This window comes from Plantactinospora sp. KLBMP9567, from assembly GCF_033446045.1.
In the GTDB taxonomy this organism is placed as follows: Bacteria; Actinomycetota; Actinomycetes; order Mycobacteriales; family Micromonosporaceae; genus Plantactinospora.
Genome location: NZ_JAWQRR010000016.1, coordinates 221,069 through 247,079, shown reverse-complemented (window position 1 = coordinate 247,079; position 26,011 = coordinate 221,069). Strand labels below are relative to the sequence as shown.

The following is a 26,011-nucleotide window of genomic DNA, read 5'->3' as shown; positions in this document are numbered from 1 at the left end:
GGCCCCGGCCGGCCGGTCAGTGCGGGAACTCCAGGACCACCTTGATGTCGTCGGGCTGCGCGTCGTACGCCTCGGCGTACCGGTCGACCGGAACCCGCCGGGTGATCATCCTGGCCAGCCAGTCCCTGTCGGCGGCGGCGAGTGCCTCGGCGGCGAGTTCCCAGTGCCGCCGGTTCGCGTTGACCGTGCCGAAGACCACGTTGTTCTCCAGCACCAGGGCCCGGTTGAGCGCGCCCGCGTCGAAGTCGATCGTCCGGCCGCCGGAGGAGACCCCGGTCAGGCAGACGATCCCGTTCGGTGCCGCCTGGCACATCACGTCCAGCACCACCGCCGGGGCGCCGGTGCACTCCAGCACGATGTCGAACTCGACGCCCAGCTCGGGGACGGTACCGGTGTGGAACTCCCCGCCGAGCGCCTCCACCAGTCCGGGCTTCTCGCCGTTCGCCGACCGGTTCAACACGTGCAGCTCGTGGCCGCGCTGCGCGGCGAGCAGGGCGGCCAGCAGGCCGATCGGTCCCGCCCCGGCGACGAGTACCCGCTTCGGCTCCCAGGCGGACCGGGCGCCGATCCGCTCGATGTGCTCCCAGGCCTTCGCCGCCACACTTGTCGGTTCGAGCAGCATGCCCAGCTCGGCCAGCTCCGGATCGAGGCGTACGGCGAACTTCGGCGGGATCCGCCAGCGATCCCGAGCGAAGCCCTGTAGGCACTTGATGCCGTGCTCGGTGTAGAGACCGTTGCGGCACATGTCCCACTCGCCGACGGCGCAGTTGGGGCAGGGGACGGGGTCGGGATGGCGGACGATGCCGGCGACCAGGTCGCCCGGGGCGAGCGAGCCGCTCGGGTCCTCCAGCACCCGACCCAGTGACTCGTGCCCGAGCACCAGCTCGGTCGCGCCGGGCGGCGGCTCGCCGTACTCGCCGTCGATGATCTCGCGATCGGTTCCGCAGATGCCGACCGCCACCGCCTCCACCAGCACCGCGCCCTCGTCGGGGCTCGGCTCCGGGAAGTCCTGAACCAGCCTCAGCGAGTCGGCCCGACCCGGGGTCACGGTAATCGCGCGCACCTGGTCATTCTTCCCCGCCGAACCGTCCGATACTCCGGTAGTCGCCGAATAAGCGGTGCGCGACCCGGCGGCGCGGTCCGGGATGGCCCTAGGATCGCGGACATGACCCCGGAACAGGTCGGTGACCGGTTGGGTACGCTGCTCGCGGATGCGGAGGTGACCGTCGGGCAGTCCGGCGGCCAGGGGTACGCCCGGGCGACCGTGGACGTGCCGTCCGGCCGTTGGCGGGACGCCGTCCGGGCGGCCCGGGACGACACCGAGCTGGCCTGCGACTTCTTCGACTGGCTCTCCGCCGTCGACGAGCTGGCCGAGGGGTTCGACGTGGTGGCGCACCTCTGGTCGACCCGGCACCGGCACGGCGTACTGCTCCGGACCCGGGTGCCCCGGGACGCCGCGACCGTCGGGTCCGTGGTGGACCTGTTCCCGGGGGCGACCTGGCACGAGCGGGAGACGCACGAGATGTTCGGCGTCGACTTCGCCGGCCATCCCGACCTGGCGCCCCTGCTGCTGCCGCCCGAGTTCGAGGGACATCCGCTGCGCAAGGAGTTCGTGCTCGCCTCCCGGGTGGCCAAGGCCTGGCCGGGGGCGAAGGAGCCGGGCGAGTCCGAGGCCGGTACCTCCCGTCGGCAGGCGGTGCGCCCACCGGGCGTACCGGCGCCGGGCGAGTGGGGCGTGGCCGCCGCCGTACCCGTCTCCGCCGCCCCCGCCTCCGGCCCGCCGGGCCGCACCCGACCTGCCTCGGGTCCGCCGGCCCGACCTGCCTCGGGTCCGCCGGCCGCGCCCGCCTCCGGAGCTCGGGTCGAGGAGCGCCGGGCGGACGACGGGGCCGGGGCGGCGGACGACGGCAGCGAGGGGGGTGCGTGATGCCGCTCTGGCTGGAGCTGCTGATCCGGGTCGTCGGGGTGGTCGCGGCATTCCTGGTCCTGCCGCTGGTCGTCGGACAGGTCGAGCACAAGGTGATGGCGCACATGCAGGGCCGGCTCGGCCCGATGTACGCGGGCGGCTTCCACGGCTGGGCGCAACTCATCGCCGACGGCGTCAAGTTCGTGCAGAAGGAGGACGTCACCCCGCGCGAGGCGGACCGGGCGGTGTTCCGGCTCGCCCCGGTGGTGGCGCTGGTGCCGTACCTGCTGGCCCTGCTGGTCATCCCGCTGGGCCCGAACGACCTGGTCGGGCAACCGCTGGACATCGGGCTGTTCTTCGTGCTCGCGGTGGTCGGCGTCGGGGTGGTCGCGGTACTCATGTCGGCGTGGGCCTCGGCCAACAAGTACAGCCTGCTCGGCGGGATCCGGGGCGCCGCACAGCTGCTCGGCTACGAACTGCCGCTGGTGCTCGCGGCGGCGAGCGTGGCGATGGCGGCCGGCACGCTGAGCCTGCCCGGCATCGTCGAGGCGTGGCAGCCGTGGTGGCTGCTCTGGCAGGCCCCGGCGATGGTGGTCTTCTTCGTCGCCGGGCTCGCCGAGATCCGGCGCCCGCCGTTCGACATGCCGATCGCCGATTCGGAGCTGGTCTTCGGGTACATGACGGAGTACACCGGTCTCCGGTTCGCCTTCTTCCTGCTCGCCGAGTACGTCGGCATCGTGGTGATCGCCGCGCTGACCACGGTGCTCTTCCTCGGTGGCTGGCAGGGGCCGTTCGGTGACGACTACCTCGGCTGGCTCTGGACCCTGATCAAGGTGTTCGTCGTCTCATTCGTGATCATCTGGTTCCGGGTGACGTACCCGCGGCTGCGCGAGGACCAGTTGCAGCGGCTCTGCTGGCTGGTACTGGTCCCGGTGGCGCTGGGCCAGCTCGTGCTGACCGCCGGAGTGAAACTGGCGATCGCCTGACGCCGGCCCGACCGGTCGTAGTGCGCGGGCGAGAGAGTCGGGTGCGGGCGAGAGAGTCGGCTGCGGGCAGGAGCGAGAGTGGCAGCCTTCGGGGGCACAAGCGGGGCAGCTCGACAGTCGCCGAGTCGATGTCACCGCCCTCGCCGCCCGGGCCGGTCGGGGCCCGGGGGGGGGGGGGGGGGGGGGGGGGGGGGCGGGGGGGGGCCCCCCCCCCCCCCCCCCCACGACCCCGGAAGCCGACCACCCGACGCGCCGATCAGGAACCTCCGGAAGCGGACTGATCGAGAAGCGTCATCGGGTTTTGCCGGCACCATTCCACCGCTATCGCGGCTTTGAAGCACCGGCCCTCCGTACCGGCCCGCTCGCCACACGCCTGACACAATCCGCCGATCATCCGATGCAGCCGGATTGTTTCGACCAGGCGTGTCCAGACGACCTCGTGGGGTAGCGGCGGACCGCTCGCCGCGACGTCCAGGTGGCCGCTGAGGATCAGTGCCTCTCGTGCGTCGAGTTCCACCGCCATCCCCTCATCTGCTCGTCGCGATGCGCCCACCGGTGACCGGGCGGAAGCACGCAGCTCCGCCCGTCCGCCGGTTCGACCGCGCCGCACTCCGGCCTGACCCGGATTCCTTCCGCAGTGCTCTCCCGAGCAGTGTGCGGCGGTCCGCAACGCCCACCCCACCCTCGATGTCCGTCATCGGCGGCAGGACCGGGAAACACCGGCCGCGCAGCGGCCCGCCGGAGGTGCCCGGGCTACCTCTCGCGGATGGCGGGCTCGGGTCACCCGACCCCGCCGTAGCGCTTCAACTGGCCAGGGGTGGTCGCGCCGGAACCGTCGACACGGCAGGATGGGCCCATGAGCGAGCGCAGCGAGCGAATCATGGGGCTCAGCGCGGAGGAGTCTCATGGCGGCGGCACGGAACGCTGTGGAGCGCCGGCATGAGCATTCCGGGCGAGGGGTTGGCGAAGGGGCTGGCCGTCACCCTCAAGACGATGACCCGCCGCTCGCACACCCAGCAGTACCCGGACGTCGCCCCCGAGCTGCCGCCGCGCTCCCGGGGCGTCATCGCGCTGCTGGAGGAGAACTGCACGGTCTGCATGCTCTGCGCCCGGGAGTGCCCGGACTGGTGCATCTACATCGACTCCCACAAGGAGGAGGTGGCGGTCCCCGGCGCGGCCCGGCCGCGCCAGCGCAACGTCCTGGACCGCTTCGACATCGACTTCTCGCTCTGCATGTACTGCGGCATCTGCATCGAGGTCTGCCCGTTCGACGCGCTCTACTGGTCGCCGGAGTTCGAGTACGCCGAGTACGACATCCGGGACCTGCTGCACGACAAGGAGCACCTCGGGGAGTGGATGGCGACCGTGCCACCCCCGCCCGCGCACGACCCGAACGGTGAGCCGGCCAAGGAGGAGGCCGCCGCGCGCAAGGCCGCCGCCCCGGGCGGCGCCGGGGAGAGTCCGGCCGGTCCGGCGGTACGCACCCGCCGTCCGGCCCGCCCCGCGACCGCGCGACCGGCCTCCGCCGCGCCCACCTCCGCGCCGCCCGCAGCCGACCAGCCCGCCTCCGCGCCGCCCGCAGCCGACCGGCCCAGCTCCGGCTCTCCGGCCGACGAGGAGCCGCCGTGAGCGCCGCCGACGTGCTGATGCTGGCCCTCGGTGCGGTGGCGGTCGGGTCCGGCGTACTCGTGGTCTCCACCCGGCACCTGGTCCGGGCCGGGCTCTACCTGGTGGTCTGCCTGGGCGCGGTCGCCGGGCTCTATCTGGTGCTCACCGCCGAACTGGTGGCCTGGGTGCAGTTGCTGATCTACGTCGGCGCGGTGGTGGTGCTGCTGCTCTTCGCGGTGATGCTGACCCGGGCGCCGATCGGGGCCGCCGACGACCTGGACCGGCCCGGCTGGCCGGCCGCGCTGATCGGCGGCGGGACCGGGCTGGGCCTGGCCGCCCTGCTCGTCGACGCGTACCGGTGGTCCACGGTGGAGCTGCCGGACCCCGGCACGGCCGAACGGCTCGGCATTGAGATCTTCCGCTCCTGGGTACTGCCCTTCGAGGTGCTCTCGGTGCTGCTCCTCTCCGCGCTGGTCGGAGCGATCGCGATCAGCGTACGGATTCCGGGGCGGCGCCAGTGAGGCCCGCCATCCCGTACGTCGTCGCCGCCCTGCTCTTCGGCCTGGGCGTCTACGGCGTACTCCGCCGGCGCAACGCCGTACTGGTGCTGATGGCCGTCGAGCTGATGCTCAACGCGGTCAACCTGCTGCTGGTCACCGCCGACGCCGCCCCGCTGCACGCAGCCCTGGGTCACCCGCCCCCGGCCGCCCAGGGTGCCGCCCCGCTGCCGTTCACCGGGCAGTCGTTCACGCTCTTCGTCATCGTGATCGCCGCCGCCGAGGTGGGGGTGGGGCTGGCGATCGTGCTCCAGCTCTACCGGCTGCGCGGCACGGTCACCATCGACGACGTACGCCTCGACGAGCACACCCCGGACACCGGGCCGCAGGCCATCGTGGCGGCTCCGGCACTCACCGGGTCGGGGGCGACGACACCGGCCGCGAACACCGCACCGACGACGGGACACGCACCGACGACGGGACACGCACCGGGAGCGGGCCGATGACCCACACGCTCGCCGCGCTGCTGCCGGCCGTACCCTTCGGACTGGCCCTGGTCGGGCTACTGCTGCCGCAGCGGTCCCGGGCCGGTGCGGCGGCGCTCGGCATCGGTGGCGCGGCGGTGGCGCTGGCGGCGGCGATCGGGCTGGTCGTCGCCCTCGACGGCCGAGGCACCGAGGCTAGCGCCGAGTGGGTCGACTTCGGCGGGCTGTCGGTCACCCTCTCCCTCCGACTGGACCCGGCCGCCGCCCTGGTCGCGGTCGCGGTGGCGACGGTGGCGCTGGCCGTGCAGGTCTACTCGGTCGGCTACCTGCACGACGACGACCGGTACGCCCCCTACGCCGCCCAGGTCAGCCTCTTCACCGCCGCGATGCTGTTGGTGGTGGTGGCCGGTGACCTGATCATGCTGCTGGTCGGCTGGGAGGTGATGGGCATCTGCTCCTATCTCCTCATCGGCCACGACCGGCGGCTGCCGGAGTCGCCCGGCGCCGCCGTGAAGGCGTTCCTGGTGACCCGGGTCGGCGACGTCGGCTTCCTGCTCGGCATCGTGCTCCTCGGCGTGCAGGCCGGCAGTTTCCGGATCTCCGACGTGCTGGCCCACGATTTCAGCCCCGGTACGCTGACCGCCGCCTGCCTGCTGCTGCTCGCCGGGGTGGCCGGCAAGAGCGCCCAGTTCCCGCTGCACACCTGGCTGCCGGACGCGATGGCCGGCCCGACCCCGATCTCCGCGCTGATCCATGCCGCGACCATGGTGGCGGCCGGGATCTACGCGGTGACCCGGCTCTTCCCGCTCTTCGAGCGGGCCCCGGCCGCGCTCGCCGTGCTCGGGGTGATGGCCGCGGTCACCCTGCTGCTCGGCGCGCTCGCCGCCACCGCCCAGGACGACATCAAACGGGTACTCGCCTGGTCGACGGTCTCGCAGCTCGGCTACATGGCCGGGGCGCTGGCGGTCGGCTCGCCACCGGCGGCGCTCTTCCACCTGCTCAGCCACGCCGCCTTCAAGGCGCTGCTCTTCCTGGCCGCCGGTGCGGTGATCCACGCCGTCGGCAGCAACCTGATGTCCGCGATGGGCGGGCTGCGCCGGCCGATGCCGGTCACCTTCTGGTGCACCGCGATCGGGCTCGCCGCGCTGGCCGGGGTGCCGCCGCTGGCCGGCTTCTGGAGCAAGGACGGCATCCTGGTCGTCGCCGAGCAGGCGGCCCGGCACCACACCGGCCCGACCGCCGCCTGGGTGGGCTGGCTGGTCTGGATCGCCGGGCTGGTCGGGATCGGACTGACCGCCTGGTACGCCACCCGGCTGCTGCTGCGGACGTTCCTCGGCGTCTCCCGCGCGCAGACCCACCCGGTCGACACCCCGGCCGCGCACGCCAGCCCGGCGTCCGCGATCGACGCACCGGCCGGGTCGCCCGCGCACACCCCGGCCGGCCCGCCGCACGATCCACCCGGGCTGCTGCGCTGGCCGGTGATCCTGCTCGCGGTGCCGAGCGTGGCGCTCGGGCTGGCCGTCTTGGTCACCCCGTTCCGGGACGCGCTGATGATGGACGAGGCACACCTGGACAGCTTCGTGATCATCCCGGTGGCGCTGCTGCTGGCCGGTGCCGGGCTCGCCTGGTGGCGCTGGCGGGCCGACCCGGCCGCCGACCCGGCGACCGGACTGGGTCCGCTGCGTCCGGCCTTCGCCCGGGCCTTCTGGCTCGACGAGGCCCAGCATGCCCTGGTCGTACGTCCGGTGCGGGCGCTCGGCCGGCTGGCCCGGCGCGGCGACGAGGGGCTGGTGGACGGGGCGGTCGAGGGTACCGGCCGGGGGACCGCCGGACTCGGCGGCGGGATGGAGTTGCTGCACCGGGCCGGGGTGCCCCGGGCGGTGGTGGCGGTACTCGGCGGTGCCCTGCTGCTCGGCCTGGCCGCCGTACTGGCCCTCGGGGGGACGACGTGACCCTCGGCGGGATCGGCCTGGTCGCCACGCTGGCGGTGCCGGCGGTCGGCGCGGCGCTGCTCGCCGTGCTGCCGGGCCGGTTCGACCGGGCTGCCCGGATCACCGGTACGGCCTTCGCGGCGGTGACCCTGGTGCTGGCCGTGCTGCTGGCGGTCGGCGCCACCGACACCTGGATCGGCTACCGCCTGGACTCCACCGAGGCACCCGGCATCCGCCTCTGGCACGCACTCGACCTGACCTGGGTGCCCGGACTCGACCTGCGGTTCCAGCTCGGGGTCGACGGGGTTTCCTATCCGCTGGTGGTGCTGACCGCGCTGCTGACGCTGCTCTGCTGCGCGTACACCTGGTGGCGGGTGCCGGCGCCGGGCCGGGGCCGCAGCCTCGTCGCGCTGCTGCTGGTGGTCGAGGTCGGCATCCTCGGCACCTTCCTCGCCCTCGACCTGGTGCTCTTCTTCCTCTTCTTCGAGGTCGTGCTCCTCCCGATGTACGCGATCATCGCGGTCTGGGGCGGCGAGGACCGGCAGCACGCGGCGCGGAAGTTCGCCCTCTACACCCTCTTCGGCTCGGTGCTGCTGCTGGTCGGCGTCTTCACCGTGGTGACCGCCGCCGGCACCGCCGACCTGATCGAGCTGACCGGCGGCGCGGGCCTGTCCCGGGGCACCCAGATCGCCGCGTTCATCCTGCTGGCGATCGCGTTCGCGGTGAAGAGCCCGCTCTGGCCGCTGCACTCCTGGCTGCCGGACGCGCACACCCAGGCGCCGACGGTCGGCAGCGTGATCCTGGCCGGCGTGCTGCTGAAGATGGGCACGTACGGGCTGATCCGGGTCGCGGTCGGGGTGGCGCCGGAGGGGGCGAGGGAAGCCGCCGGAGTGCTCGGGGTGCTGGCGGTGGCGGCGATCATCGTCGGCTCGCTGGTCTGCCTGGCCCAGAGCGAGCTGAAGCGGTTGATCGCCTATTCGAGCGTCGGGCACATGGGGTTCGTGCTGCTCGGCATCGCCACGCTGACCGGCACCGGTATCCAGGCCGCGCTGATCGGCAACATCGCGCACGGCGTCATCACCGGCCTGCTCTTCTTCCTCGCCGGGGCGGTCAAGGACCGGGCGCACACCGGGGTCCTGGCCGAGCTGGGCGGGCTGCGCGAGAGTACGCCCCGGCTGGCCGGACTGCTCGGCTTCGCCGCGATCGCCTCGCTCGGGCTGCCCGGCCTGGCGGGCTTCTGGGGCGAGGCCTTCGCGGTGGTGGCCGCCTGGCGGGTGGGAGGTCCACTCTGGACCACACTGGCGGTGCTGGCGGCGCTGGGCGGCGCGCTGACGGCGGCGTACCTGCTGCGGCTGCTGCGCCGGGTCACGCACGGACCGGCCAGCCCGGCGGTGCTGACCCTGACGCCGGGACTACACGGGGCCGAGTTGGCCGCCTGGGGGCCGCTGGTGCTGCTCGCCCTCGCCATCGGGCTCGCCCCGACCCTGGTGCTCGGCTACGCCGAGGTGCCGGTCGGGGCACTGCTGGAGGCGATCCGATGAGCCCTCACGGGGTTGGGCGGAGGACGTCGTGATCCAGACCGTGGACAACGTGGCGCTGCTGCCGGCGTACCTGGCAGCCGGCACCGCCGTACTCGTGCTGCTGGCCGACCTGCTGGTGGCCCGGCGCGGCGCGACGGTGGCGGTCTTCGCGGCCGGGGCCGCCGCCACCGCACTCGGCGCGGTGCTGGTCGGTGCCGCCGGATCCCGGCGGACGTTCTGCGCCGGCCCCGACTGCTCCTATCTGGCGAACGGCCGGGCGGCGCTGGTCGGCTGCCTCTTCGCGCTGCTCACCCTCGGGGTGCTGGCACTCTCCGCCCCGCTGCTGCGCTCCGGTCAAGTGCCGCCGGGGGAGTACTGCTTCCTGCTCGCCTGCTCGATGACCGGCGGCGTGGTACTCGGTGCGGCCGGCGACCTGATCACCCTGGTCGTGGCGCTGGAGACGCTGACCCTGCCGCTCTACGTGCTGGTCGGGCTGCGGCACCGCAGCGTCGCCGGTGCCGAGGCGGCGCTGACCTTCTTCGTGGTCAGCGTGGTGGCCACCGCGGTCACCCTGCTCGGCGCCGCGCTGCTCTACGCGGTCACCGGTGCGGTGCACCTGAGCCGGCTGGACGCGGTCTTCACCGCCGAGGCGAACCGGCCGGTGGCGCTCGGCGGCGACTTCCCGACCGGGCCGGCACTGCTGAGCCTGCCGCTGACCGTGGTCGCGGTGGCCCTGATCGTGCTCGGGCTGGCCTTCAAGGTGGCGGCGGTACCGTTCCACGCCTGGGCACCGGCCACCTACGACGGCGCGCCGGTGCCGGTCGCCGCGTACCTGTCGACCGCCTCCAAGCTCGGCGGGGTGGTGGCATTGCTCGCGGTCACCGCGACCGCGCTGCCGGCCCGGATGACCGGCCCACTGCTGGCGGCGGTGGCGGTGCTGACGATGACGGTCGGCAACCTGGTGGCGCTCCGGCAGCGCCGGATGGTCCGGCTGCTGGCCTGGTCATCGGTGGCCCAGGCGGGCTACATCGTCGCCCCGCTCGGCGCGCTGGCACTCTCCTCCGGGCGGAGTGCGGAGGCGATCGACACGGCGGTCGCCGCCGCGGTGGCGTACACGGTCTTCTTCGTGGTGCTGGAGCTGGCCGCGTTCGGGGCGGTGGTGGCGCTGCGCCCGGCGGTCGCCGACGGCGGCGAGATCGCGGACTACCGGGGTGCGGCCCGACGCCGGCCGTGGGTCGGTGCGGCGTTCGTGCTGGCTCTGGTCGGGCTGGCCGGGTTGCCGCCGGGCCTGGCCGGGCTGTTCGCCAAGGTCACCGTCGTACGGTCGCTGCTGGCCGGCGGCGCCGGCTGGCTCGCCGTGGTGGTGGCGCTGAACGCGGTGATCGGGCTCGCCTACTACGTACGGGTCGCCGCCACCCTCTACGCCCCGGAGCCAGCCGCCGACCGGGCCGGCGAGGCCGCCGCCGCGCCGGTCGTGCCCGCCGATCCGGGCGCACCCGCCGTACCCACCGGCGCCCCGGTGCCGGTGGCCGAACCGGTTCGGCCGGCCTGGGCGGTTGTCGCCGCACTGGCCCTGGCCACCGGAGTCGCGATCGTCGTCGGGTTCGCCCCACAACTCATCCTGGACGTCGCCGCACTGTGACTGAACCTTTTTCAACCTGAACAGCGCGGTGCCTTGCGTCCCGACTTCTGCCTGGCCGCGACGGGACCTCCCTTTCCCAGGCAACTCTCAGCCATACCCGGATTGTTGACGGGGTATCCCGGTGTTGTACCGGTCAGCGGGTCCACCGGCCCGCGCACCGAAGGAGTTATCGTGCATAGCCATCACAACCGGCTCAAGACAGCCGCGCTTCTTGGCCTGCTCACCGCTCTGATCCTCGGCGTCGGTTACTGGTTCGGCGGCAGCGGCGGTCTGGTGATCGCCGTACTGGTCTCGCTGGCCACGAACGCCGCCAGCTACTTCTGGTCGGACAAGCTCGCGTTGCGCGCGATGCGGGCACAACCGGTCACCGAGGCCGAATTCCCGGCGCTCTATCAGATGGTCCGGGAGTTGGCGACCGAGGCGAAGCAGCCAATGCCCCGGCTCTATGTCAGCCCGACGATGCAGCCGAACGCGTTCGCCACGGGCCGCAACCCGCAGCACGCGGCGGTCGCCGTGACCCGGGGCATCACGCAGATCCTGGACTACCGGGAGTTGCGGGGCGTCATCGGGCACGAGCTGTCCCACGTCTACAACCGGGACATTCTGATCTCCAGCGTGGCCGCCGGCCTGGCCGGCATCATCACCATGCTGGCCTACCTCGCCTGGTTCATTCCGCTGGGCGGCGGGGACGACGAGGACTCGCCGAACCCGGCCGTACTGCTGCTGACGCTGATCCTGGGCCCGATCGCGGCCACCGTGATCCAGCTCGCCATCAGCCGTAACCGGGAGTTCCAGGCGGACGCCTCGGGTGCCGCGCTGACCCGCGACCCGCTGGCGCTGGCCAGCGCGCTACGCAAGATCCACGCTGGTACGAAGGCCCTGCCGCTGCCGGCCGACAACCGGCTGACCAGCACCGCCCACCTGATGATCGACAACCCGTTCAAGGGTGGCGGCGTGGCGAACCTCTTTTCCACGCACCCGAAGATGGAAGAGCGGGTACGCCGCCTGGAGCAGATGGCCAACGCCAACGTGGGCCCGGTCCAGTACCAGCGCTGACGTCCGGCCCGCAGGCCAGTAGTCGACCGGCCCCGGCTCCCCGAGTGGGAGCCGGGGCCGATCCATGTCGGGTCCCTTCAGGCTCGTCCGGATACGACAAAGTCAAGATCGTGACGTCTAGCTAACCGGGTTCAACGCGAGGTCCGGTCACGTTAGGGTCAGAAGGTCGCCCACTCGTTACATCCGACGATCTGGCTTCGACGACCCGAGGAGGTTGGGACCCGTGACCGCGCTGCGTCAGTACCTGGGAGTGTGGCGGATTCCCGGAGCGCCGATGCTGTTGATCGCCGGCATCGTCGGCCGGCTCGGCATCGGCATGACCCCGCTGGCGCTGCTGATGGTCGTCGCGCAGGTCACCGACCGGTACGCCCTGGCCGCCGTTGCCGGCGGGGTGTACGCGCTCGCCGGTGCCGCGCTCAGCCCGGTCGCCGGCCGGATCGCCGACCGGGTGGGGCCGAGCCCCGTGCTGCTGGTCACCGCCGTGGCCCACCCGGTGGCGCTGGTCGGGCTGCTGCTGGCCAGCCGCGCCGGCCCGGACGCCCTCGCACTGATCTTCACCGCCTCGGCGGTGGCCGGCGCGACGTACCCGCCGTTGACCGCCGCGATCCGGGGCGCCTGGAACGACCTCACCGACCCCGCCTCCGGCCGGTACGCCCTGCGCAACACCGCGCTCGCCGCCGAGACCACCCTCTTCGAGGTGGTCTTCGTGGTCGGCCCGCTGCTGGTCGCCGCTTTCGTGCTGCTGGCCGACGCCGCCGCCGCGCTGCTCGGAGCCGCCGTGGTGACCCTGGTCGGCACCACGATCGTGGCGCTCGGCCGGGTGATGCGCGGCTGGCGGCCACACCCCCGGGACAGCCACGCCAAGGGACTCGGCCCGCTGCGGGTCGGTGGCTTCCCGGCGCTGCTGTTCTGCGTGGCCGGGCTCGGCATCGCGTTCGGCGCCGCCGGGGTGGCCGTGCCGGCGTACGCCTCCGCGCACGATCCGGCCAACGCGCAGAGCGTGGCCGGGGTACTGCTGGCGATGTGGGGGTCGGGCAGCGCCCTCGGCGGCCTCTGGTTCGGCACCCGCAAGCCGGCGCGGAACGCCGCCCGCCAGTTCGGGCAGCTCCTCGGCCTGCTCGCGGCGACGTTCGCGGTCTTCGCGGTGATGCCGAGCCCGATCGCGCTCGGCGTGGCCCTGGTGGTCGGCGGTGCGACCATCGCGCCCGCGCTGACCGTGGAGAACACCATGGTCGGCCGGATCTCCCCGGTGAGCATGCTGAACGAGTCGTACACCTGGGTGGTCACCGTCGCGGTCGGCGCCAGCGCGGCCGGCGGCGCGGTGGCCGGGGTACTGGCCGACCAGGTCGGCGTACCGTGGGCGTTCATCTTCGCCGGGATGGCGGTGGCAGCCGCCGCGGTGGTCGCGGCGCTACCCACCGGCTCGATCGCCCGGGCCGAAGCGCTGGCCGAGGTACGCCTGGAGCAGGCGCTCGCCACGGAGGGGTGAGGAACCGTGCGCCCATCCGCTACTGGCGCCTACGTCGTGGTGGGATGACGCAGACAAGTTCTGGCCTGGCTGGCCGGCGCCTCGCAGTCCTACATCTCGCAGGTGGAAGCAGGGCGGAGGGTCATCGACCGGCGATCCACGCTGGTCAGCCGCCGCCCTCACGGTGACCGTCGCGGACCTGCCCGACCAGCCGGGTGATCCAACTGACCCGGCCAAGGCCGGCGCGGTACCGGCGATCTGCGCAGCCTTGATGGAGATCGACGAAGGTGAGCGGCGAACGCCCGGCCGCCATGTTGACCAGCTCGCCACCGCCGTCGAGCAAAGCGCCGCGCTGCGACTCCGCCCGGCACCAGTCGTACGGGTTGGACCTCGGCCGGACCCTGGCGCACTCGGGGCGTGTCGACCAAAAGGGCACTGGTGGCATTCATCCGCGCCGAGCGGGCCGAGCTACCCGAGCGGGCCCGACTCTTCGTGATCATCGCGCTCGGCGAGTCCATCCTCCCCAGATCACCGGCATGGACCCACCCAGCGGCCCCGAGCCATGATCACAGGCGGGTCCGTCAGGGACCCCGCTGACTGGGGGCTGTGCGTGGCTTGCTGGCCCGGGTCGGTCCCGATCCGTGCCCGCGATCTCGGCGAAGTGCTTCGCCCTGGTCGCGGGCACAGATCGGGCGGGTGTCACCGGTAGTTCGTGAACTGGAGGGCGACGCCGAAGTCCTCGCTCTTGAGCAGGGAGATCACCGTCTGCAGGTCGTCCTTCTTCTTGCCGGTCACCCGGAGTTGGTCGCCCTGGATCTGCGCCTGTACGCCCTTTGGTCCCTCATCGCGGATCTTCTTGCTGATCGCCTTGGCCTTGTCCGAGTCGATGCCCTGGATGATCTTGCAGTCGATCTTGTGCACCTTGCCCGACGGGCGCGCCTCACCGGCGTCCAGAGACTTCAGCGAGATGTTCCGCTTGACCAGCTTCTCCTTGAAGACCTCCAGGGCCGCCTTGACCCGCTCCTCCGTCTCGGCCTGGAGACTGACCCCCTCCTCGCCCGACCACGAGATGTCGGCGCCGGTGCCCCGGAAGTCGAACCGGGTGGAGAGCTCCTTCTCGGTCTGCCGGAGGGCGTTGTCGATCTCCTGCCGGTCGACCTTGCTGACGATGTCGAACGACGGGTTGGCTGCCATGATTCCGCTCCTGCTGTGGACGACATGAAGATGTACGGGCCCGCCGGGCGGCGGTACGACATGCCGACGGTACCCGCTTGCACGGCGGCCCGATGTAACCGCTATCCTTGCTTCCGCTGCCGCGTTACGCGTGGCGGCACGCCCTGGCGGGTTGCCCGAGCGGCCAATGGGAGCGGACTGTAAATCCGTCGCGAAAGCTACAGAGGTTCGAATCCTCTACCCGCCACCAGGTGCGGAAACGGCCCTTGACCAGGCAAAACGCCGGTCAAGGGCTGTTTCTGTCTGTCCAGCAGTCAACGGCGATGTTCGGCCGTCAACGGGCGTCAACGGAGAATGCGCGGAGAAGTTTCCGGGCGCTCAGGCGGCGGTCTGCCCTGGTCGTCTTGCGGGTTCCAGCGGCGGGGGCATCGGCACGTCCCGCGTGGCGTCTTTGCCTGGGTTTCAGGCCACGGGTCTCGGCTGTATCGACTCGGTCCCCTCAGCCGCGACCGAGGGAGACCCTCGAACCGGGGTCAGCGGCTCCGTCTCCAGCCTTGGTCCAATCCAGGGTCGCTGCTGACGTAGTCCAGGGCGGAGGCCCGTCGAGGGTGGGAACAGGGCCGGTATCTGACGTCATCTCGCGGGGGCCCGTCTCGGCATCTCGTTCCGTGATCAGTCGGTGTGGGGCGGGTAACGAACCCCAAGACGCAGGATGCTGAGTCGTTGAGCTACCGGTTTTGCCTCTGCCAGGGAAGTCCGCCGCGCCGAGCGAGACTCCCCGCGCTTACAGCGGGCATACCGGGCGATGCCGTCAAGTCGTAGAGACGGCGTCGTCGAGGCCGGTGCAGGTGGCTGCAGCTCATCAACCTGCTTTGTCATTTCTGAGCACGGGATCAGTCTCATACTCGCATTAGGCGGCCATCCCGGTTATGGCCAGCTATCCCCAAACCCCTTGTCATCGACAATCTACGCCCTCGTCACTGACAAGAAACTCGGCAAAATTACGCACGCCAAAATCGGTCTGACTAGCACGTCGCACAATCTGTCCGGCCCATCAGATGGAGGGCTAGTCAAGAATGACGGCGGCGCCCGAGGTGGCATCTCGGGCGCCGTCATGCTGCCCTATCCCATCGACGAGTAAGGAGCCGGCATGAAGCCTAGCGACTTCGAGTGCCGTCGGGAAGGCCCGCGCCTCGTCAAAGGCGATAGACCGCAGTTCTACTTCACTGCCTGTAATGGCTGACCCGTCAAGATGCTGAGGCCGACACCAATAAGGACCATGATGCTGGTCGTGGCGAACGCTACGCCGATCACCCGTTCCAGCAGGATGAACCGTGCTACGCGCTTCTCGTAGGGAACGTTTGGTAGCCAGCGCCAAGGCGGCACTCGCCGTAGCGCGCTTGCGGTGGACATCGACCGCCGCACGTGCCACTCGGTCACACCGCGAAAGTTCGCAGCCAAGGCAACACCTACGAGGCCCATGGCCAGGCTCATGACGGCGCCCGCCAGGACACGCCACGTCTCCATCTGGCCCTCTCCGGTGTCGGTGACCGGATCTTAGCGGCCGGCCCTGTCACATCTGTGTCGCCGGAGCCCCGTGAATCGGCGTTCGCCCTGGTCAAAGGCTTGGGCGTGGCGCTCTGTAATCCGTCGCGAAAGCTACAGAGGTTCGAATCCTCTACCCGCCCACCAGATGCGAAATCAGCCCCCGACCTGGGACAACCGGGTGAGGGGCTGATCTTGTTTGGTCCCGCCCCGCCCAGCCGAGTCCAGCCCGCCACAGCGAGTTGTGGGCAGATGGTGGGCAGGTCGTCTTGGCTCCCTAGCCCTTTGACGGCCGGTTCGGCGTGGCTGTCTGGGTTGTCTTGGTCCCGGTGTCCGCACCCGGCTGAGGCGTGCGCCGGTTCGGGGTGCCACGGCGAGGCGTACGGCGGACGTAGGGGCGCATGGTGCCCGGTGTGGGTGCGGCGGGAAAGGCTGGCGGTGCGGGCGTAGATCGGTGGCAAGCCAGTCCCGGGGTTGGACTGCGGGGGAGCCGGAAGCCATGAGTTCGACGGCGGCCAGCCGCGCCCGCTTCCCGTACCGCCATGCTCGGCATCCTGGCCGTGGTCGACGAGTTGGCCGGCGTACATCAATCTCTCTGGCCTGGCGCGGGAGCGGCGTCCGTCGGAGGCCACCGGACGGCCCACCGCTCCCGCCCGCCGCACGGAGCGCGGCGGCTTGATTCGCCGGCGTTGGTCCGCCGAGTGCTGGACAGTCTGGCAACCGGCCGTACGTAAGATCGTGCATCTGCGGTGGAAGCAGCGCCTGGGGCCGGTGCAGGTCGGCGGTCTGGGCATGCCAGCCTCGACCGTGCACGCGGTGCTGACCCGCTGCCGGCTCTACCGGCTCAGCCACATCTGGCCGGTGGAAGCTCGCCAGCGATCCCGCCCAACAGGCCCGGTCAGCAGCGGGGACCAGCAATGGCGCGGGTAAACCATCATGCATAAGCCGCCTTCGAACTGGCGCGACGCCGACCAAGTTGCTGGCCGAGACCCAGGGGTCTCCTTCGATCAGTAGTATCCCCTGCACATGACCTCTCCAAAGCCACTGCCCACCCGCGACAAGGTGTTCGTCTGGGCCGGGATCGCGTTCGTCCTGGTGCTGTCCTGCGGACTCAGCTCGTCCCTGATCGCCGAGGGTGTTGGCAGCCGCCGCGCTCTGGCACACGGCCCGGTAGGCACGCTCGCCCCCAACGACAGAAAATGCGGCGACTCCTCCTGCGCTTGGGTGGGAACGTTCGCCAGCGCTGACGGCACGGTCACCGAGGAGGACGTGGTGCTGAAGGGCGAACGGGCCCGAAGGAACGGCCCGATGCCGGCCACCATCGACGACGTGCGCCTGGACGACGAAGCCACCCGACCGACCGCCTACGCGGCCGACTACAACTGGCTCGGGCCTGTGGCCAAGGGAAGCTTGCTCTCTCTCGTGGGGCTGGTAATAGCGGGCTTTCTGCTGGTGGTGCTGAAGCGGCACCGATCCGCCGCCGTTTCCCCGTGAGTCACGGCGCCGTGCGGGTGCGCCCGGGACGCTCGGGAAGATGCGGCAGAACGGTTCGTACAAACAGCAAGGGGTCCACCGGGCAGTACGCTTAGTCGCAGTACCTCCACTGGGTGGTGGTGGTGCCGTAGATTCCTCCGCCGTAGATCGCTCCGATGGATCCCGTCCACCTGATGCACGTGCCGGCGGCGTAGCCGCTGGCCGCCGCATAGTGGGCGTAGTTCCCTTCGTCCCTTACAGTGCTCATGCCCTGACGCTCCAAGACGGCCTCTGTGTAGCTGGCGACGCCGTCTGCCCGGCCGACCCTGAGGGTGACGACACAGTTCTCCTGATAGCTGCCGTTCCACAACACATAGACCTCGCCCAAGGGCATGTTGTTCCGGTCGTCCCAGAGATCCTCCCTGGTGAGCTGCGTGTATTGGCCGTTCGGCCAACCGCACCCTTGCGCCGAAACGACGGCTTCGCGCAGGGTGTGGGCCGAGGCGGGCGAGGCCATGAACGTGATCGAGGCGAGTACAAGGCCAAGGGCCAAGCCGATACGCACGAGGATGCGACGGTATGTCCGAGACATGACAGGTCCTCTCTGGTATAGCTACATCCATTCCAGCAGGAACCGTCCGCGCACGTAGAGCCGCTCCTGTGCAGCAGCCGCCCTGCAAGGCGGAGATCGCCGGATGGACGTGGGCCGAATCCCCCGCCGGCTTGATTCCAGTATGCGTGCGAGCCCACACCTCGTCCTTGATGGAGCGTGCACAGTTCCCTGGCGGCTCAGGACCGGCCCGGACGGCAGGACTTCCCCCCGTCGTGACTCGTCTATGGAATGATCGCTGACCGTGCGTTCGACCCGTGTCCTGTTGATGGTCTTCGCCGCCGCCGGCACGCTGTCGGTCCTGGCGGCGGCGGTCTCCGCCGACCACGCCGTCGCACAGTGCGCTCTCGTCGCATCGGCCGCCCTGATCGGGTACGTCCTGCTCGCCGGCCCGGCAGCGCCCCGGGTACGACCGGCGCTGGCCGCCGGCATCGCCCTGCTCGCGCTCCCGACAGCAATGGAACTGTGGCGGGGCTCCGCAGCACCGGCCACTCGCCAGTCGCTCATCCCGATCTACACGCCGCTGGGCGGTAGTGCCGCACCAACGGGACGGACGGCGCTCCCATCGATTCTCGACCAGTGGCGGCAGGCGCTCGACCAGGAACGGCTTGCCAGCGTAGGACTGCTGCTCGGCGTGCTCTGTCTAGCCGTGGCGGTGCTCGCCCTGCCGGCTCGGCAGCGGCCGAAGACCACCGTACTGGCGGGAGTCGTCGCCGTACTCCTGCTCCTGATCGTCGGTGCCGACGTCTGGTCGCGGGTCGACGGCGAACCGCTGCTCGGCCTGCTCGGTACCGCCTGGCCGGCGCTGCTGGCCACCCTCGCGGCGGCGGGTGTGCTGGCGCTGTCGGCGTCGCGCGCCGACCGGGTCGCCCTCGTGCCGCTCGGGGCGCTGCTGGTCGCCGTCTCGGCGGCGGTCGCCTTCCACGATCTCACCCGCAGGTGGGTAGCCTGGTGGACGTTCTCGAATCCGGACGACGGGGTCTTGCTGTCGGCCGGCGTAGCCGTGTCGCTGGCCAACGTGGTGGACGTGCCAGCGGCGCTGCTGGCCGCGGTGACGCTCACCGGGCCGGCGCTGCTCGCGGTCGGCACCCTGCGCGCCTCCCGAGCCGCCGACCCGACCTAGCCAGCGCCTCGAACCGCGTACCAACAAGAGACCGGCTACGACCCCGGCTCACGGATGCGCGTGGATGAGCCGGAGTTCGTGGCCCAACCCCGCCGACAGGGTCACCAGATCGTCGTCGGTCAGCTCGCGCTCCGGATTCCACAACGTGAGCCGGAACCGGGAGAACCCGGCCGGCCAGGCGTAGTCGAGGTCGGCGAGGGAGACCAGCTCACCGCAGCACGGCACCGCCACGGTCAGGTCGTCGAACCCGTCCGGATTCGGCGAGTTGAGATCCGTCAACCGGTCGAACCACCCCACATCGATCATGCCACCGCACCGTGGGCACCCGATCCGCTCCAGGTTCTCGAACGGGTGGGCTACGGTGATCCGCGCGAAGAACTCCACTTCGATGCTGGGGTACACGTTCTCCGGAATGCCGGCGAGCCGCCGCGCCTCGGCGGCGGTGCGCTCGGCCGCGTCCCGGCTCGGCTGCCAGGTCAGGTCGGTCGGGATGAGGTACACGATGAAGTCGCCCACGCCGCGCATTGTGCACCCGAACCGTACGGAGTCGAGCCTCCGGCGGCGGGACCGGCCTGCCCTGCCCGGTCCCCGCCGGCACGTACATTTCTCGCGTGGGAGATCTTGTCGGGACCTGGTCGCGGCGGTCGGAGTGTTCGCCGGTCGCGGCGACGGTCGCGCTCGCCCGCAGCCGGCGCTCCGGTTCGACCGCCAGCACCTCGCTGACCGAGGTGGGATAGTGCGCGAACATACGCCCGTTACCAGCGCCGATCTCGACGACCCTCCCGGCCAGTCCCGCTACCAGGGCCTGCCGGTGCTCCACGGCTCCGGCCCGGTCCATCAGTACGCTGACCCGCTCGTAGAACCGGGCGAAGATCGGATGTGACTTCCCGGCCATCCGTCCTCCTCTTCCTGGCGTACGTCCCGCCGTCGACCGGAGCCGGGGTAGCCCCGCCGGACAACCGGGCACCACCGGCGGGCCACGGCGGGTAGCGCATTCCTGCAGCGCGCTCGCTCGACCATCTCACCCTTCGGCTCGCACCGACATCCCCGACGGGGGCAGATTCCCGGGTACCGACGGGAGGGATGGTGGGGCTTTGCGGAGGGCCGCGCGGGGCGGCGACGGCGGCCCGGGTGCCTTAGCGTCGCTGCATGGCCTCCGACCAGATCCCCGAGCTGGTGTTCGTCCTGACGGTGTACGTCGCCCTGTCGGCTGTCATGCTCGCACTGCTCTACTGGGTCGTCCGGCTGGCGGTACGCCACGCGATCGAGGACGCCGACCGCCGTCGGGCGAACCAGCGGCAGCGGTGACATCGGGTACGCCGGCGTGGCTGGCGTTCAGCACGTCAGCCGGGCCACCGCACCGATCTCCAGGGCGACCCAGACCACCCCGTCCGGACCGACCGTGATCCCGTGCGGCTCCGACCCCGGAGTCGGCAGCTCGTACTCCCGGATCGTGCCGTCCGGACCGAGCCGCCCGACCCGGTTGGCGCCCCACTCGGTGAACCAGTAGCTCCCGTCCGGCCCGGCGGTGATCGCGTGCGGCCGGGCGGTCCGGTCCGGCAGCGGGATCTCGGTGATCCGCCCGTCCGGGGTGATCCGGCCGAGCTGGCCGGCGGCGATCTCGACGAACCGGACTGTGCCGTCCGGGCCGGACGCGATGCCGACCGGTCCGGCGCCGGCCGCCGGCAGCGGGTGCAGCGTGATTGTTCCGTCGAGATCGATCCGACCGACCGCGTTCGCCTGGTTGAGCGTGAACCAGAGCGTCCCGTCGGCACCGGCGGTGATCACCGAGGGATAGCCACCCGCTTCGGGCAGCGGAAACTCCACCACCTCGCCATCAGTGCTGATCCGGCCGATCCGATCACTGTTCATCTCGGTGAACCAGAGCGCGCCGTCCCGCCCGGCGGTGATCCCGTACGGGCCGCCGGCCGGCGACGGGATCGGATAGGAGCTGACCTGCCCGGAGAGCGACACCCGGCCGATTCGGTGGTCCCGGAACCGGGTGAACCAGAGTGCGCCGTCCGGTCCCGTCGTGATGACGGAGGGTCCGCTCGCCGATTCGTCGAGTTGGTAACGCTGAACCTCCCCGTCAGCGGTCATTCGGATGATTTCCCCGGCATGCACCAGGGTGACCCATATTGCGCCATCCGGTCCGATAGTGACGCCGTACGGGCCGGCGGTGGAATCGGCTATCCGAAATTCCCGGACCGACGGAGGACGCGAGGATGTCATTCAGTTTCCTTAGTATTTCGAGCGGCGGCGACCCATTGGTACCCGGCTGGCGACGGACTGCTGTACCCGGCCGGCGTTCCGGTCGTACGCCATCTTGTTGCGGTCCTGCATCTCCCGTCCCGGTCCGACCTGCCGGGCCCTCGCCGTACTCCGTCAGCCGCCGCTGGTCGCCGAGCAGCGGCTCCAACTCCCGCAGCCGCGCCTCGAACCGGCGCAGCTCGGCGAGCGCGTCGTCGATCGTCTGTCGCACCGTCAGGTACCCGGGCAGCGGCGCGTCCTGCCCCAGGTAGCCGAGGCCGCCGGTGGTGACGACTTCACCTTCCCTCGTCCGGCGAGCAGCCGAAGCAGGGTGGGCTGGCCGGAGCCGTTCCCGCCGATGATCGCGGTGCGTTCGTCGGCGGCGATGCCGCAGCTGACCCCGTCGAGCACGGTCCGGTCGGCGTAGCGCTTGGTGACGTTGTGCAGGCTGAGTTGGCTAGGCATGGGAGCGGCTCCGGTCGTCGGCGGATCAGCCACCGGTCGTGCGGCGGCTCGGGACACGGGGTGAGGCTCACCTGACCATCGGACGGGTACCTGCCTTAAGTCTACGGATGTAGCAGTAAGATACTGCCATGTCGTCGCCCCGACCGCCAACCGATTCCGCCGCCGGGCCGGTCCGTCGGCCGGGGGGCCGCAGCGCCGAGGTCCGCCGTCGGGTTCTCGACGCGGTCCGGGCCCACCTCGTCGAGTACGGCTACGACGCGCTGGGCATCGACGCCGTGGCGGACCGGTCGGGGGTGCACCGCACCACGGTCTACCGGCGCTGGCGCGATGTCGGCGGGCTGCTCGCCGACGTACTCGTCGAGGCCACCGACGACGACTGGCGGCCACCCGACACCGGCTCGCTGGAGGGCGACCTGCGCGCCGTCAACTCCGAGGTGTACGCGGCGCTGAGCGCCGAACCCCCGCTCACGATGGCGCTGATCGCCGCGTCGTTCCGCTCGGCGCCGGCCGCGGACGCTCTCCGCTCCTTCTGGGCCGACCGGTACGACCGCTGCGCCGTCATCGTCCACCGGGCCGTACGGCGCGGCGAGATCCCGCCCGGCTGCGACCCGCGCCGGTTACTCGTCGCCGCCACCGCACCGCTCTACCACGAGCTGGTGCTGCTGCGGACATCGCCCGACCGGGAGTTCGCGGTCCAGGCGGCCCGGGACGCCGTGGCGGCCGCCCGGGCCGGAGCCTTCCCGTCGGGTGCCCTCACGGACTGTGATCCTGCCGACGTCGGGGCACCGGCCGCACGCCCTCCGGCAGGTGCTTGCTGAGTCTGCTGTGGACGACGGCCCGAGGTATCCCTAGTGTCCCGATGTCGACCTATTCTCTGGCGGCACTGCGTCCGTGATGGGCGGAGTTACGCGGTTGCAGCGGTTTAGCCGAAATCCGTCGACAACGGTATTTGGTACGGCTGATCGCGTACGGGTGGTGAGTCTTATTGAGCGGGGAGTGAATCATGTCGGGCATTTGCCGGCCAGTGGGGTTGCGGCCGGCCGGCGGACTTGTCCCTACCGAACGGTTAGACTTTGCCGATCCCCGGATGGTCGCTCTTCCGATGGCTTTGCGGGTTCCTCGGACTGTGGCACCATCATGGAACATCTACCTTCCACGACGCTACCTCGACGGGAGCAACCGATGCCTGCATGGAGGTTGGGCCGCCTCATAGGCTCCCTACTTCTGCTCGCGGCGCTCGCCGTCAGTGGCTTCGCCGCGGCGACCGCGGTGACCGATCTGGCTGTGCGGGACCGAAGCGGCCACACCTGGATCGCTGACTCGACCGACCCTCCAACCGAGGGTGACACCACCGAGCCGGACGACGGGCTCCAGGTCCTCGGCTGGGACTGGGCCTAGCGACCACCCGCGTCGAGGGACGGACTCTCTTCCATCGGGAGTGGTATGGCTGGGCGCCCACCGTCACCACGTCGATCTCCTGAGCACGCCTGGCTGATCACCGGCCCGCTTGCCATCTTCGCGGTCGTCCTGGCGGTGGTGCTCGGTGTCCTCGACGGTCCGCCCGACGAGTGGGCGTTGGCCGCCCTGGTGCTCGGTCTTGCGCTGCTGGGTGACACGCCGCTGCTGTTCTACGTCGTCCGACGACAGACCACGGTCACCACGTTCATCGAGATTCCACTGCTCTTCGGGCTCTACCTGCTGCCGCCGATCACCGTCGTACTCGTCTTCACGCTCGGTTCGCTGATCACCCAGATCTACCGCCGGTTCCCACCGGCGAAGTTGTGGTTCAACGTCGCCAAGTCTGCCGCGGCGGTGTCGCTGGCCAGTCTGGTCGTGCTGGCGCTGCCGGAGATGCACGGCTTCGGGCCGAGCACCTGGGGCGTGCTCGTCGCCGCCGTGGCGACCCACGCGCTGGTGACGCTGGGCGCGGTCGCCGGAGTCTTCGCGATCATGCACGGAGCGCAGGCGGGCTGGGAGGTGTTCCGTACCTCCGGTCCCGGCCTGCTCACGGTGATGCTCAACGTGGCCATGGGCCTGGTCATCGTGATCTGCCTCCGGGTCACCCCGTGGTCCGCCCTGCTCCTGCTCGCGCTCGCCGCCGCGCTGGTCCTGCTATACCGCGCGTACGCACAGTTCTTCCGGCAGCACCGGACCCTGGCGGACGTCTACGAACTGACCAAGGCGATGAGCGAGCGCGGTCAGGACGGCACCCTGGCCGACTCACTGCTGGGCCGGGTCCGGGCGCTGATGCAGGCCGAGTACGCCACCCTCTGGCTCCCCGCCCAGGGCCGGCACCCGGAGGTCCTGCTCACCGCCAGAGTCGACGACTCGGGACTACTCGACTTCTCCCGGACCCCCCTGGTCGCCCGGGAGCGCGCCACCGGGGAGAGCCGGACCGTCGCCGCCGGCAGCCGGATGGGCGGCCATCCGGACGTACGGGAGGCGTTGCGGGAAGCGGGCCTGAAGGACGTGATCGTCACGCCGCTCCGCTCCGGCCAGGCGGTGATCGGGTCGCTCGAGGTGGTGAACCGGCTCGGCGACATCGGGCACTTCACCCCTGCCGATGTGCCGATCTTCGAGACGATCGCCGCGCACGCCGCGGTCGCCCTGGAGAACTCCCGGCTGGTAGACCGGCTGCGGCACGATGCGTACCACGACGGGTTGACCAACCTGCCCAACCGGCGCAGGGTGACCGGGGCGCTGGAAGAGGCGGTCCGGGTACGCGCGCCGAACGAGGTCGTCGCCCTGCTTCTCTTCGACGTGGCCGGGCTTCGCCAGGTCAACGAGTCCGTCGGGCACGCGGCCGGCGACCGGGTACTCGTCGAGGTGGCGACCCGGCTGCGCGCCTCGGCTCCGTCCGCCGCGCTGGTGGGCCGGGTCGGGAGTGACGAGTTCGTGGTGACGCTGCGGATGGAGAGCATCGACGCGGCGCTCGACCTCGCCGCCGAGCTGCGTGAGCAGATCCGCGACCGGATGGTCTTCGACGCGCTGGTCCTCGACGTCGACACCGTGGTCGGGGTCGCGGTGCATCCGGACCACGGTGACGACCCGGCGACCCTGCTCCAGCGCGCCGACCTCGCGGTGACCAGGGCCAAGTCGGCGCCGGACGGCATCCAGCTGTTCAGCCCCGGGCTGGAGTCCCGGTCGTCGCGCCGGCTCGGCCTGGCCGGCGACCTGCGCCGCGCGCTCGGCCACGCCGAGGTGGAGGTCTACTACCAGCCGAAGGTCGCGCTGACCGACCGGCGGCTGGTCGGGGTGGAGTGCCTGGCCCGGTGGGTGCACCCGGCGCACGGGACGGTGGCCCCGGAGGACTTCGTGGCGGTGGCGGAGCACACCGGCCAGCTTCCCGAGCTGACCAAGCTGGTACTCGGCGAGGCGCTGCGGCGCAGCCGCGACTGGACCAGCGGCGGCAACACTCTCGCCGTCTCGGTGAACATCTCCCCGCGTACGCTCGCCGACCAGCAGTTCCCCGCCCTGGTGCAGGGGATGCTCGCGGAGTACGGCGTCGCCCCGGAACTGCTCACGCTGGAGATCAGGGAGGCCGGCGTTCTGGACGGCACCGAGCGCGCGGTGCCGGGGCTGCGCCGGCTGCGCGACATCGGGGTACGCCTCGCCGTCGACGACTTCGGCACCGGCCACTCCTCGCTCTCCTACCTGCGCCGGTTGCCGGTCAACGAGGTCAAGGTCGACCGCTCGTTCGTGCAGGGAATGGCGACCGATCCGGTGGACCTGGCGATCGTCAACGCGGTGGTGACGCTCTCCCAGCAGTTCGGCCTGGCGGTGGTGGCCGAGGGGGTGGAGAGCGAACTCACCCTGGAGCTGCTCCAGGACATCGGATGCCAGATCGGGCAGGGCTTCCTGTTCAGCCGTCCGCTGCCGTACGAGCGCCTGGAGGCCTGGTTCGCGGCCCAGACGGAGTCCGACGCCCAGTCCGGCCCGGCCGACGTACGGCGGCTGCGGGCGGTGCCCTGAGCTGCGCCGGCGATCCGGGATCGATGCCCCGGTATGGCCATCGGGGATCTGATTTCACCTCGTGCCCGGCGACGTGTACTCTTACCCCTGCGCGCCACCGGGAAAGATCGCGTGCGCGCCCCCTTAGCTCAGTCGGCAGAGCGTCTCCATGGTAAGGAGAAGGTCTACGGTTCGATTCCGTAAGGGGGCTCAGAGGGTTCAGCTGGACCCGCCTCGGCGGTGTAGCTCAGATGGCAGAGCAAGCGGCTCATAATCGCTGTGTCGCCGGTTCAAGTCCGGCCACCGCTACTCTCGGGCGCCG

24 protein-coding genes, 3 tRNA genes and 2 pseudogenes are annotated in these 26,011 nt (G+C 71.1%); 21 read left to right on the top strand and 8 right to left on the bottom strand.

What is annotated here, in order from left to right; translation table 11 throughout:
* Positions 1 to 16: 16 nt before the first annotated feature.
* Positions 17 to 1,063: a glucose 1-dehydrogenase gene (locus tag R6Y94_RS12655; RefSeq protein ID WP_318395989.1), complete on the bottom strand. Its 1,047-nt coding sequence runs from the start codon at positions 1,061 to 1,063 to the stop codon at positions 17 to 19.
* Positions 1,064 to 1,165: 102 nt separating this feature from the next.
* Here R6Y94_RS12655 and R6Y94_RS12650 point away from each other — a divergent pair, with 102 nt between their 5' ends.
* Positions 1,166 to 1,927 (top strand): NADH-quinone oxidoreductase subunit C, encoded by a 762-nt coding sequence (locus R6Y94_RS12650; RefSeq protein WP_318395988.1) that lies wholly within the window; start codon positions 1,166 to 1,168, stop codon positions 1,925 to 1,927.
* Entirely contained in the window at positions 1,927 to 2,892 is a 966-nt protein-coding gene (nuoH, locus tag R6Y94_RS12645) for an NADH-quinone oxidoreductase subunit NuoH (RefSeq protein WP_318395987.1), read from the top strand. Before R6Y94_RS12650 ends, nuoH begins: the two co-directional genes overlap by 1 nt.
* Before the next feature lie 256 nt (positions 2,893 to 3,148).
* On the opposite strand, the gene R6Y94_RS12640 is transcribed toward nuoH, so the two are convergent.
* Positions 3,149 to 3,415 carry a hypothetical protein gene (locus R6Y94_RS12640; RefSeq protein ID WP_318395986.1) on the bottom strand — a complete coding sequence of 89 codons (267 nt, stop codon included), beginning with the start codon at positions 3,413 to 3,415 and terminating at the stop codon, positions 3,149 to 3,151.
* Between the two features lie 416 nt (positions 3,416 to 3,831).
* Here R6Y94_RS12640 and R6Y94_RS12635 point away from each other — a divergent pair, with 416 nt between their 5' ends.
* The 9 genes and pseudogenes from R6Y94_RS12635 to R6Y94_RS12595 all read left to right on the top strand — a co-directional run.
* Positions 3,832 to 4,521 (top strand): NADH-quinone oxidoreductase subunit I, encoded by a 690-nt coding sequence (locus tag R6Y94_RS12635; protein ID WP_318395985.1) that lies wholly within the window; start codon positions 3,832 to 3,834, stop codon positions 4,519 to 4,521.
* On the top strand, positions 4,518 to 5,021 hold the full coding sequence (locus tag R6Y94_RS12630; protein WP_318395984.1) for an NADH-quinone oxidoreductase subunit J: 504 nt from the start codon (positions 4,518 to 4,520) through the stop codon (positions 5,019 to 5,021). The genes R6Y94_RS12635 and R6Y94_RS12630 overlap by 4 nt, the downstream gene beginning before the upstream one ends.
* Complete coding sequence (gene nuoK, locus R6Y94_RS12625; protein WP_318395983.1) at positions 5,018 to 5,503, top strand: NADH-quinone oxidoreductase subunit NuoK; 486 nt, start codon at positions 5,018 to 5,020, stop codon at positions 5,501 to 5,503. Before R6Y94_RS12630 ends, nuoK begins: the two co-directional genes overlap by 4 nt.
* Positions 5,500 to 7,434, top strand: a complete 1,935-nt coding sequence (locus tag R6Y94_RS12620) for an NADH-quinone oxidoreductase subunit L (protein WP_318395982.1) — start codon at positions 5,500 to 5,502, stop codon at positions 7,432 to 7,434. Before nuoK ends, R6Y94_RS12620 begins: the two co-directional genes overlap by 4 nt.
* Positions 7,431 to 8,954: an NADH-quinone oxidoreductase subunit M gene (locus R6Y94_RS12615; RefSeq protein ID WP_318395981.1), complete on the top strand. Its 1,524-nt coding sequence runs from the start codon at positions 7,431 to 7,433 to the stop codon at positions 8,952 to 8,954. The genes R6Y94_RS12620 and R6Y94_RS12615 overlap by 4 nt, the downstream gene beginning before the upstream one ends.
* 28 nt (positions 8,955 to 8,982) lie before the next feature.
* A complete protein-coding gene (locus R6Y94_RS12610; protein ID WP_318395980.1) occupies positions 8,983 to 10,575 on the top strand; it encodes an NADH-quinone oxidoreductase subunit N in 1,593 nt (530 codons plus the stop codon).
* 171 nt (positions 10,576 to 10,746) lie between these two features.
* Entirely contained in the window at positions 10,747 to 11,631 is an 885-nt protein-coding gene (gene htpX / locus R6Y94_RS12605) for a zinc metalloprotease HtpX (RefSeq protein ID WP_318395979.1), read from the top strand.
* A gap of 223 nt (positions 11,632 to 11,854) precedes the next feature.
* The gene (locus R6Y94_RS12600) at positions 11,855 to 13,120 is read left to right on the top strand and encodes an MFS transporter (RefSeq protein WP_318395978.1); all 1,266 of its coding nucleotides are present in this window, start codon (positions 11,855 to 11,857) and stop codon (positions 13,118 to 13,120) included.
* A 44-nt stretch (positions 13,121 to 13,164) separates the two neighbouring features.
* Positions 13,165 to 13,389 (top strand): annotated as a pseudogene (locus R6Y94_RS12595) (helix-turn-helix domain-containing protein); the annotation flags it as partial.
* A gap of 409 nt (positions 13,390 to 13,798) precedes the next feature.
* On the opposite strand, the gene R6Y94_RS12590 reads toward R6Y94_RS12595, so the two are convergent.
* The gene (locus tag R6Y94_RS12590; protein WP_107269378.1) at positions 13,799 to 14,293 is read right to left on the bottom strand and encodes a YajQ family cyclic di-GMP-binding protein; all 495 of its coding nucleotides are present in this window, start codon (positions 14,291 to 14,293) and stop codon (positions 13,799 to 13,801) included.
* Between the two features lie 145 nt (positions 14,294 to 14,438).
* Here R6Y94_RS12590 and R6Y94_RS12585 point away from each other — a divergent pair.
* Positions 14,439 to 14,522: transfer RNA gene (locus R6Y94_RS12585), tRNA-Tyr, on the top strand.
* Between the two features lie 968 nt (positions 14,523 to 15,490).
* Here the strand turns inward: R6Y94_RS12585 and R6Y94_RS12580 are convergent.
* Positions 15,491 to 15,799 carry a hypothetical protein gene (locus R6Y94_RS12580; RefSeq protein WP_318395977.1) on the bottom strand — a complete coding sequence of 103 codons (309 nt, stop codon included), beginning with the start codon at positions 15,797 to 15,799 and terminating at the stop codon, positions 15,491 to 15,493.
* Between the two features lie 747 nt (positions 15,800 to 16,546).
* On the opposite strand from R6Y94_RS12580, the pseudogene R6Y94_RS12575 reads away from it, so the two are divergent.
* Together R6Y94_RS12575 and R6Y94_RS12570 are read left to right on the top strand one after the other, a co-directional pair.
* Positions 16,547 to 16,672: pseudogene (locus tag R6Y94_RS12575) on the top strand (IS481 family transposase); the annotation flags it as partial.
* Positions 16,673 to 16,843: 171 nt separating this feature from the next.
* Positions 16,844 to 17,311 carry a hypothetical protein gene (locus R6Y94_RS12570; protein WP_318395976.1) on the top strand — a complete coding sequence of 156 codons (468 nt, stop codon included), beginning with the start codon at positions 16,844 to 16,846 and terminating at the stop codon, positions 17,309 to 17,311.
* A gap of 91 nt (positions 17,312 to 17,402) precedes the next feature.
* Here the strand turns inward: R6Y94_RS12570 and R6Y94_RS12565 are convergent, their stop codons facing one another.
* A complete protein-coding gene (locus R6Y94_RS12565) occupies positions 17,403 to 17,855 on the bottom strand; it encodes a hypothetical protein (protein WP_318395975.1) in 453 nt (150 codons plus the stop codon).
* A 289-nt stretch (positions 17,856 to 18,144) separates the two neighbouring features.
* On the opposite strand from R6Y94_RS12565, the gene R6Y94_RS12560 reads away from it, so the two are divergent.
* Complete coding sequence (locus tag R6Y94_RS12560; protein ID WP_318395974.1) at positions 18,145 to 19,023, top strand: hypothetical protein; 879 nt, start codon at positions 18,145 to 18,147, stop codon at positions 19,021 to 19,023.
* A gap of 48 nt (positions 19,024 to 19,071) precedes the next feature.
* Here the strand turns inward: R6Y94_RS12560 and R6Y94_RS12555 are convergent, their stop codons facing one another.
* The gene (locus tag R6Y94_RS12555; RefSeq protein WP_318395973.1) at positions 19,072 to 19,539 is read right to left on the bottom strand and encodes a hypothetical protein; all 468 of its coding nucleotides are present in this window, start codon (positions 19,537 to 19,539) and stop codon (positions 19,072 to 19,074) included.
* 95 nt (positions 19,540 to 19,634) lie between these two features.
* On the opposite strand from R6Y94_RS12555, the gene R6Y94_RS12550 reads away from it, so the two are divergent.
* Both R6Y94_RS12550 and R6Y94_RS12545 read left to right on the top strand, forming a co-directional pair.
* Positions 19,635 to 19,760 (top strand): hypothetical protein, encoded by a 126-nt coding sequence (locus R6Y94_RS12550; RefSeq protein WP_318395972.1) that lies wholly within the window; start codon positions 19,635 to 19,637, stop codon positions 19,758 to 19,760.
* 412 nt (positions 19,761 to 20,172) lie between these two features.
* The gene (locus R6Y94_RS12545) at positions 20,173 to 20,331 is read left to right on the top strand and encodes a hypothetical protein (RefSeq protein ID WP_318395971.1); all 159 of its coding nucleotides are present in this window, start codon (positions 20,173 to 20,175) and stop codon (positions 20,329 to 20,331) included.
* A 27-nt stretch (positions 20,332 to 20,358) separates the two neighbouring features.
* Here R6Y94_RS12545 and R6Y94_RS12540 read toward each other — a convergent pair whose 3' ends face one another.
* The gene (locus R6Y94_RS12540) at positions 20,359 to 21,123 is read right to left on the bottom strand and encodes a virginiamycin B lyase (protein ID WP_318395970.1); all 765 of its coding nucleotides are present in this window, start codon (positions 21,121 to 21,123) and stop codon (positions 20,359 to 20,361) included.
* Positions 21,124 to 21,507: 384 nt separating this feature from the next.
* Positions 21,508 to 21,738 carry an ATP-binding cassette domain-containing protein gene (locus tag R6Y94_RS12535; RefSeq protein WP_318395969.1) on the bottom strand — a complete coding sequence of 77 codons (231 nt, stop codon included), beginning with the start codon at positions 21,736 to 21,738 and terminating at the stop codon, positions 21,508 to 21,510.
* 128 nt (positions 21,739 to 21,866) lie between these two features.
* On the opposite strand from R6Y94_RS12535, the gene R6Y94_RS12530 reads away from it, so the two are divergent.
* The 4 genes from R6Y94_RS12530 (at position 21,867) to R6Y94_RS12515 (ending at position 25,998) form a co-directional block, all read left to right on the top strand.
* Positions 21,867 to 22,556 (top strand): TetR/AcrR family transcriptional regulator, encoded by a 690-nt coding sequence (locus R6Y94_RS12530; RefSeq protein WP_318395968.1) that lies wholly within the window; start codon positions 21,867 to 21,869, stop codon positions 22,554 to 22,556.
* 625 nt (positions 22,557 to 23,181) lie between these two features.
* Positions 23,182 to 25,710 carry a sensor domain-containing phosphodiesterase gene (locus tag R6Y94_RS12525; RefSeq protein ID WP_318395967.1) on the top strand — a complete coding sequence of 843 codons (2,529 nt, stop codon included), beginning with the start codon at positions 23,182 to 23,184 and terminating at the stop codon, positions 25,708 to 25,710.
* A 117-nt stretch (positions 25,711 to 25,827) separates the two neighbouring features.
* Positions 25,828 to 25,900, top strand: a tRNA-Thr gene (locus R6Y94_RS12520).
* A gap of 25 nt (positions 25,901 to 25,925) precedes the next feature.
* Positions 25,926 to 25,998, top strand: a tRNA-Met gene (locus R6Y94_RS12515).
* The last annotated feature ends 13 nt before the right edge of the window (positions 25,999 to 26,011 follow it).

Bases quoted from the DNA above. Each gene is read 5' to 3' on its own strand.
- R6Y94_RS12570 (WP_318395976.1), top strand. From the start codon at position 16,844: ATGACCTCTCCAAAGCCACTGCCCACCCGCGACAAGGTGTTCGTCTGG.
- R6Y94_RS12525 (WP_318395967.1), top strand. From the start codon at position 23,182: ATGGCTGGGCGCCCACCGTCACCACGTCGATCTCCTGAGCACGCCTGG.
- R6Y94_RS12590 (WP_107269378.1), bottom strand. From the start codon at position 14,293: ATGGCAGCCAACCCGTCGTTCGACATCGTCAGCAAGGTCGACCGGCAG.
- R6Y94_RS12620 (WP_318395982.1), top strand. From the start codon at position 5,500: ATGACCCACACGCTCGCCGCGCTGCTGCCGGCCGTACCCTTCGGACTG.
- R6Y94_RS12540 (WP_318395970.1), bottom strand. From the start codon at position 21,123: ATGACCGCTGACGGGGAGGTTCAGCGTTACCAACTCGACGAATCGGCG.
- R6Y94_RS12635 (WP_318395985.1), top strand. From the start codon at position 3,832: ATGAGCATTCCGGGCGAGGGGTTGGCGAAGGGGCTGGCCGTCACCCTC.
- R6Y94_RS12640 (WP_318395986.1), bottom strand. From the start codon at position 3,415: ATGGCGGTGGAACTCGACGCACGAGAGGCACTGATCCTCAGCGGCCAC.
- R6Y94_RS12580 (WP_318395977.1), bottom strand. From the start codon at position 15,799: ATGGAGACGTGGCGTGTCCTGGCGGGCGCCGTCATGAGCCTGGCCATG.
- R6Y94_RS12545 (WP_318395971.1), top strand. From the start codon at position 20,173: ATGGCCTCCGACCAGATCCCCGAGCTGGTGTTCGTCCTGACGGTGTAC.
- R6Y94_RS12650 (WP_318395988.1), top strand. From the start codon at position 1,166: ATGACCCCGGAACAGGTCGGTGACCGGTTGGGTACGCTGCTCGCGGAT.
- R6Y94_RS12535 (WP_318395969.1), bottom strand. From the start codon at position 21,738: ATGCCTAGCCAACTCAGCCTGCACAACGTCACCAAGCGCTACGCCGAC.
- nuoH (WP_318395987.1), top strand. From the start codon at position 1,927: ATGCCGCTCTGGCTGGAGCTGCTGATCCGGGTCGTCGGGGTGGTCGCG.
- R6Y94_RS12530 (WP_318395968.1), top strand. From the start codon at position 21,867: ATGTCGTCGCCCCGACCGCCAACCGATTCCGCCGCCGGGCCGGTCCGT.